This is a genomic window from Bartonella vinsonii subsp. berkhoffii ATCC 51672 (assembly GCF_902825225.1).
Taxonomy (GTDB): Bacteria; Pseudomonadota; Alphaproteobacteria; order Rhizobiales; family Rhizobiaceae; genus Bartonella; species Bartonella berkhoffii.
Genome location: NZ_CADEAK010000028.1, coordinates 1 through 4850 on the forward strand (window position 1 = coordinate 1; position 4850 = coordinate 4850).

A 4850-nucleotide genomic window follows, 5' to 3' on the forward strand; every position below is an offset into this window, starting at 1 on the left:
TCTTTGGTTATTAATAAGACATCGGCACGGATTTCTGATTTTTTGCCAAGATTAACAGTACGGGCTGCTTCATTTACGCTAATTCCAATTCCATTTTTAACGTGAAGCTTTGCATTGGTTAAATTGACTTCTGAGGTTGTATTTTCCGTAGGATTTTCAAACTTTATGCCGTTCTTCTTTGTTTTGCAGAAATATTTGTCGCATCGATATGTCCCCCATTTTCAACAGTCAATGCTGTCTCTTTTGCTGTTATACTTCCTGTTTTAGGCTGATGAATGTTGCGTGTTCAGGTGCGTTTTTTCTGATGATTTTTAAAAACGGTATATCTTTCTCAAAGGCAAGTTTGTTTTAAGTCTGTATGATTGTAATGCGGTAACAGAGATCTTCAAAGGTTTTGATTTTTTGAAAATACAAATATTTTAGACATCTTCAGTGTTTAAACAAATCCCTTCATAAAACGTGATGCAAAAGAGCTGATAGCAGTATGTTTGAAGGTCCTATTCCCTAACCTTTGTTTACACATCCCGCACTTAAAAAAACATATGGAAAATCAATAATTTTTGATAAAAAAGAACATGGTGCCCAAAAGAGGCAGAGCAGGCTTTATTAGCAAGAATCAAATTATATAAAGATGTGTAAGAGCGTATTGATATCTGTAGTTTTTTATGATCCAATAAAAAAATTAAGTATTAAAGAAAAAATCTCAAATCAAAAATTAAAGGTGGTCTAAAAGGTGGACCCAAAAAGGTGGACGAGAGGGGGTATTAAGTGAGAGCGATTCATCGGTTATCAGCATCATTCGTAAAGACTTCTCCTCAGGGTAAATATTGTGACGGGGCAGGGCTATGGTTAAATGTCCGAAAAGACAATACGCGCTCTTGGTTTTTTCGCTATACGCACCACAATAAGCGTCGTGAAATGGGACTTGGTCCTGTTACGAAACTTTCTTTAAAAGAAGCACGCGAGCTTGCTAGGTATTATAGTGATATTCTTAAAGAAGGCAATGATCCTATTGTCTTTAGAGAACAGACTATTTTGAAACAGCAAAGCAATATTTTTCAAGAAATTGCGCAAGCAGCTTTTGAAAGCAAAAAAGCAGAGTTGAAAAATGAAGGCAAAAACGGCCGCTGGTTTTCTCCACTCGAGTTGCACGTCATTCCACACATAGGCAAATTATCTATAGAAAAATTAACAGCCAATATCATTCGTAATGTTCTCGCACCCCTTTGGCATGAAAAAGCAGACACAGCGCGAAAAGCACTTAACCGTATTAATATTTGTTTGAAATATGCTGCGGCTCTTGGTTTAGATGTTGATCTACAGGCTTGTATGAAGGCACGCGCCCTTTTAGGAAAACCACGTGCGACAGCAACAAATATTCCTGCTATGCCGTGGCAAGAAGTTCCGACTTTTTACCAAAAGTTAAAGGATGATATCCTTTCAAATTTAGCACTGAAGTTACTGATTTTGACTGGAGCACGGTCATATCCATTGCGATATTTGCGTCTTGAACAAATTGACAAAAATATATGGACGATACCAAAAGAGAATATGAAAGGTATTGTGGGAAAAGTTTCAGATTTTCGCGTGCCATTAAGTCATGAAGCTTTGAAAGTGATTGAAAGATCTCTCCCTTTTGAGAAAAAAGGTTTTCTCTTTTCTGGTCTTAAAGGCACACCGATTTCTGATGCTACCGTGGCGAAATATATGACACTTTGCGGCTTAGCCTATCGTCCACATGGTTTTCGTTCAAGCTTACGGGATTGGATAGCAGAAACAACGTCAACACCATTTGAAATTGCGGAATCTGTTCTTGCGCATTCAGTTGGGAATTCAGTGACAAAGGCTTACATGCGGACGGATTTTTTGGAATAGCGCCGTGTTCTTTTGGAGCAATGGGCTAGCTTTATATCAGGAGAGGCTTGACACTATGGCATCAATGTGTCTATTGTCGAATCAGGTGCCTAGAAAACACCTTGATAGATAGCGGATGGATTGCCGACACAATCTCTTCTCCGCACATTAAAGACTTTGACTCATTATATGCTACATGCATATAATAGATTTGTCGGGTGTGGTTACGCTATACAATACTCTTACGAGGAAAGCGTAACGACGGACTATCTACCGTGTTTTCTAGCACCCGGCATTCAAAGATCAAGTAAGCAAAAAATATTAAAAAATTATCGAAAGATGCTTGACATTATCTCTGTAATATATATTCGAATCAGGTGCCTCAAAAACACCTTAAACGAACAGCGGATAGATTGCCGACACAATTTTTCTTCCGCACATTAAAGGCTTTGACTCATTGTATGTTACACGCATATAATGGCATTGTCGGGTGTAGTTGCGCATACAATACCCTTATGGGAAAAGCGTAACGACGGACTGTTCGCCGTGTTTTTGCTGTCTTTAGCGCATTTTCTATTTGCTTTTGCTGTTCAACCTTTTTTCCAAGGGTAAAAGCTCTTGCTAAAATCATAAAAAAAGCGGCTAAAACCGCACTTGTTAGCATCAGATTTCTTTTCATCCATAAGATCATAGGCGGTATTCCTGAAAACGTTTGGCCACAAAGAAAAGTCCCGTACAGGCTGCTAAAACCATAATGGCAGCGAGAGCCCATTGGATGGGACCATTGCCTGCTAAAAAGCCTCCAAGACCTGAGAAGGAACCAATAATCGGTGCAAGGGCTTCTGCTTTGAAAAGCCCTGTTGGCTCTTGTGTTTCTACTGTTTGATAATTGGAGGAAACATAAGCCCCTTTCGCCCATAAACCTGCTTCTGCTGCACGCCGGTGTGCGAGACCTTGTAAGCGTTTCCCACCTGCTTTGGTCCATTTCTGTAGTTCGGCGGGGACCGCTTCATATTCACCTTGATTGAGCTTTTTTAACAGTGTCGAATTGCAAAAGGCTGCTGTTCCTACATTATAACAAAAGGACACTAATGCTGGGAATTGTTCATCAGTTAAGGAAACGCTAACAGCGCGTTCAACAGCAATCTCAAATTGTCTTAAATCTTGGAAAGAAGTTTTTCTGCTTGTGTTTCAGTGATTGTCATGCCTTCGTAAATAAAAGGTTTTCCGGCGGTGTTTGTATGTCCATAACCAATTGTCCACACCCCAATGGCATCTTTATAGGCATTTAAACGCAAACCTTCCCATTGTTTAATAAGTGCTAATCCTGCTGATGATATTTTTCTCATAAATTTCTCCCATAAAAAAATCCCCACACAAGGCGGGGGTGAGTTAAAAATTTTAAGTATTGTATTTTATTAAAAATCTCGTTTCATGTAACTTTTTTCTGTGTTATACGTTACATGAAACATAATGGAGATTTTGTTATGACTACAATGCATGTCAATGAACGCGTTCAAAAACATCGCAACGCGCAAAGGAAAGCAGGATTACGCTTGATGCAAATTTGGGTGCCAGATACACGCCAACCAAATTTTGCAGAAGAGTGCCGTCGTCAATGTCGCTTAGTGGCAAAAAGGGATAAAACAGATACATCTATGCAGTTGTTTATGGATCAATCTTTAATGGATGTTGATGGCTGGACAGAATGATGCGTGGATCTCTCGTAACAATAGCTATGCAAGGGGATTTTGGTAAACAAAGACCTGCATTGATCATTCAAGCTAATCAATTCAGTGAACATACAAGTGTAACAGTTTTACCAATTACAAGTACACTTGTTTCGGCGCCATTACTTCGCATCACTCTTTATCCAGACAGTAAAAATGGTTTACAAAAGCCTTCACAAGTAATGATTGATAAGATTATGACGGTAAGATGTGAAAAAGTTAGTTCCACTTTCGGCTCCATTCCGGCAGATAAAATGTTAGAAATTGAACGCTGTTTGGCTGTATTTTTAGGAATAGTAAAATAATAATTGGATTTCTTTTCCCATTCGAAAGGATGGCTTGTTAAAACCTCTGTATCTTTTTCACTGGAACAAAAGAATGTATTTGACATTATTTATTATGTAGCATATAAGCTACAGATGTTTATTGTTAAAAAAACGCTCTATTTTACAGAGTGGCTAGACTTATTAAAAGACAAACAAGCGCAAAAGAAGGTTGCTGCGCGCATTTTGCGCCTTGAATATGGTCTTTTAGGTGATGTGAAATATTTCCGTGGTATTGGTGAATTAAAAATAAATCATGGACCAGGCTATAGGATTTATTTTGTAAAACAAGGGCAATAGATTATCTTATTATTGAATGCTGGTGATAAATCTACCCAACAAAAGGATATCGAAAGAGCCCTTCAATTAGTAAAGGAAATAAAACATGGAAATCACTAAATTTGATGTAAGTGAATATTTTAATACGCCTGAAGACTTTAAGATTTTATTAGATGATGCTTTAGAAACTAAAAATAGTGGTTATATTGCACATGTATTAGGTATCATTGCACGTAAACAGGGAATGACAGCTGTTTCTCAAGAGACAGGTTTAAATCGCGAATCTCTCTATCGTTCTCTAAGTGATAAAGGTGATCCACGGCTTTCTACTTTTCTCAGTGTTTTAAGCGCTTTAGATTTGCAAATCAGTTTAACTCCTGCCCAAAATAATTCTAAAGAACAAACAGTGTTAGAAGAAGCATCTTGATCTTCTTCCCATTTTTGAGATGGAGAAGGGGAAAACTTAAGTAACCTTTAATGAGGGCTCTAAATTTTGTTTATAACCTCTTATGTATCCTCCTCATCCATATGGATGACGCCTTCACCTTCATCGCATGCATTTTGTGGAGCGTTTGGATCAAGGGTATCATCCTTGTCTGGTGTTGTGTTTGCAACGTTTCCAGCCGCATCTTCTTGTGCTTTGTCAAAAAGTTCACACTCTATT

Annotated in this window: 5 protein-coding genes and 3 pseudogenes; 5 read left to right on the forward strand and 3 right to left on the reverse strand. The window is 38.2% G+C overall.

The features are described 5' to 3' along the window. The first annotated feature begins 768 nt into the window (after positions 1 to 768). Entirely contained in the window at positions 769 to 1875 is a 1107-nt protein-coding gene (locus J7R10_RS07570; protein WP_010704746.1) for a tyrosine-type recombinase/integrase, read from the forward strand. Between the two features lie 433 nt (positions 1876 to 2308). On the opposite strand, the gene J7R10_RS07575 is transcribed toward J7R10_RS07570, so the two are convergent. Then, positions 2309 to 2545, reverse strand: a complete 237-nt coding sequence (locus J7R10_RS07575; RefSeq protein WP_010704747.1) for a hypothetical protein — start codon at positions 2543 to 2545, stop codon at positions 2309 to 2311. After that, positions 2542 to 3203 (reverse strand): annotated as a pseudogene (locus J7R10_RS07580) (lysozyme). The gene J7R10_RS07575 and the pseudogene J7R10_RS07580 overlap by 4 nt, the downstream one beginning before the upstream one ends. 138 nt (positions 3204 to 3341) lie before the next feature. Between J7R10_RS07580 and J7R10_RS07585 the strand changes: the two are divergent. From J7R10_RS07585 to J7R10_RS07600, 4 genes and pseudogenes are all read left to right on the forward strand, one after another. Then, positions 3342 to 3566 (forward strand): antitoxin MazE family protein, encoded by a 225-nt coding sequence (locus J7R10_RS07585; RefSeq protein ID WP_010704748.1) that lies wholly within the window; start codon positions 3342 to 3344, stop codon positions 3564 to 3566. Next, a complete protein-coding gene (locus J7R10_RS07590) occupies positions 3566 to 3889 on the forward strand; it encodes a type II toxin-antitoxin system PemK/MazF family toxin (protein WP_010704749.1) in 324 nt (107 codons plus the stop codon). Before J7R10_RS07585 ends, J7R10_RS07590 begins: the two co-directional genes overlap by 1 nt. Positions 3890 to 4003: 114 nt before the next feature. Continuing rightward, positions 4004 to 4306: pseudogene (locus J7R10_RS07595) on the forward strand (type II toxin-antitoxin system RelE/ParE family toxin). After that, positions 4293 to 4613 (forward strand): addiction module antidote protein, encoded by a 321-nt coding sequence (locus J7R10_RS07600; RefSeq protein WP_010704751.1) that lies wholly within the window; start codon positions 4293 to 4295, stop codon positions 4611 to 4613. The pseudogene J7R10_RS07595 and the gene J7R10_RS07600 overlap by 14 nt, the downstream one beginning before the upstream one ends. 80 nt (positions 4614 to 4693) lie before the next feature. Here J7R10_RS07600 and J7R10_RS10015 read toward each other — a convergent pair. Continuing rightward, positions 4694 to 4850, reverse strand: a pseudogene (locus tag J7R10_RS10015) (late control protein); the annotation flags it as partial.

Coding starts and splice junctions, on each gene's coding strand:
- J7R10_RS07575 (WP_010704747.1), bottom strand. CDS start 2,545: ATGATCTTATGGATGAAAAGAAATCTGATGCTAACAAGTGCGGTTTTA.
- J7R10_RS07590 (WP_010704749.1), top strand. CDS start 3,566: ATGCGTGGATCTCTCGTAACAATAGCTATGCAAGGGGATTTTGGTAAA.
- J7R10_RS07600 (WP_010704751.1), top strand. CDS start 4,293: ATGGAAATCACTAAATTTGATGTAAGTGAATATTTTAATACGCCTGAA.
- J7R10_RS07585 (WP_010704748.1), top strand. CDS start 3,342: ATGACTACAATGCATGTCAATGAACGCGTTCAAAAACATCGCAACGCG.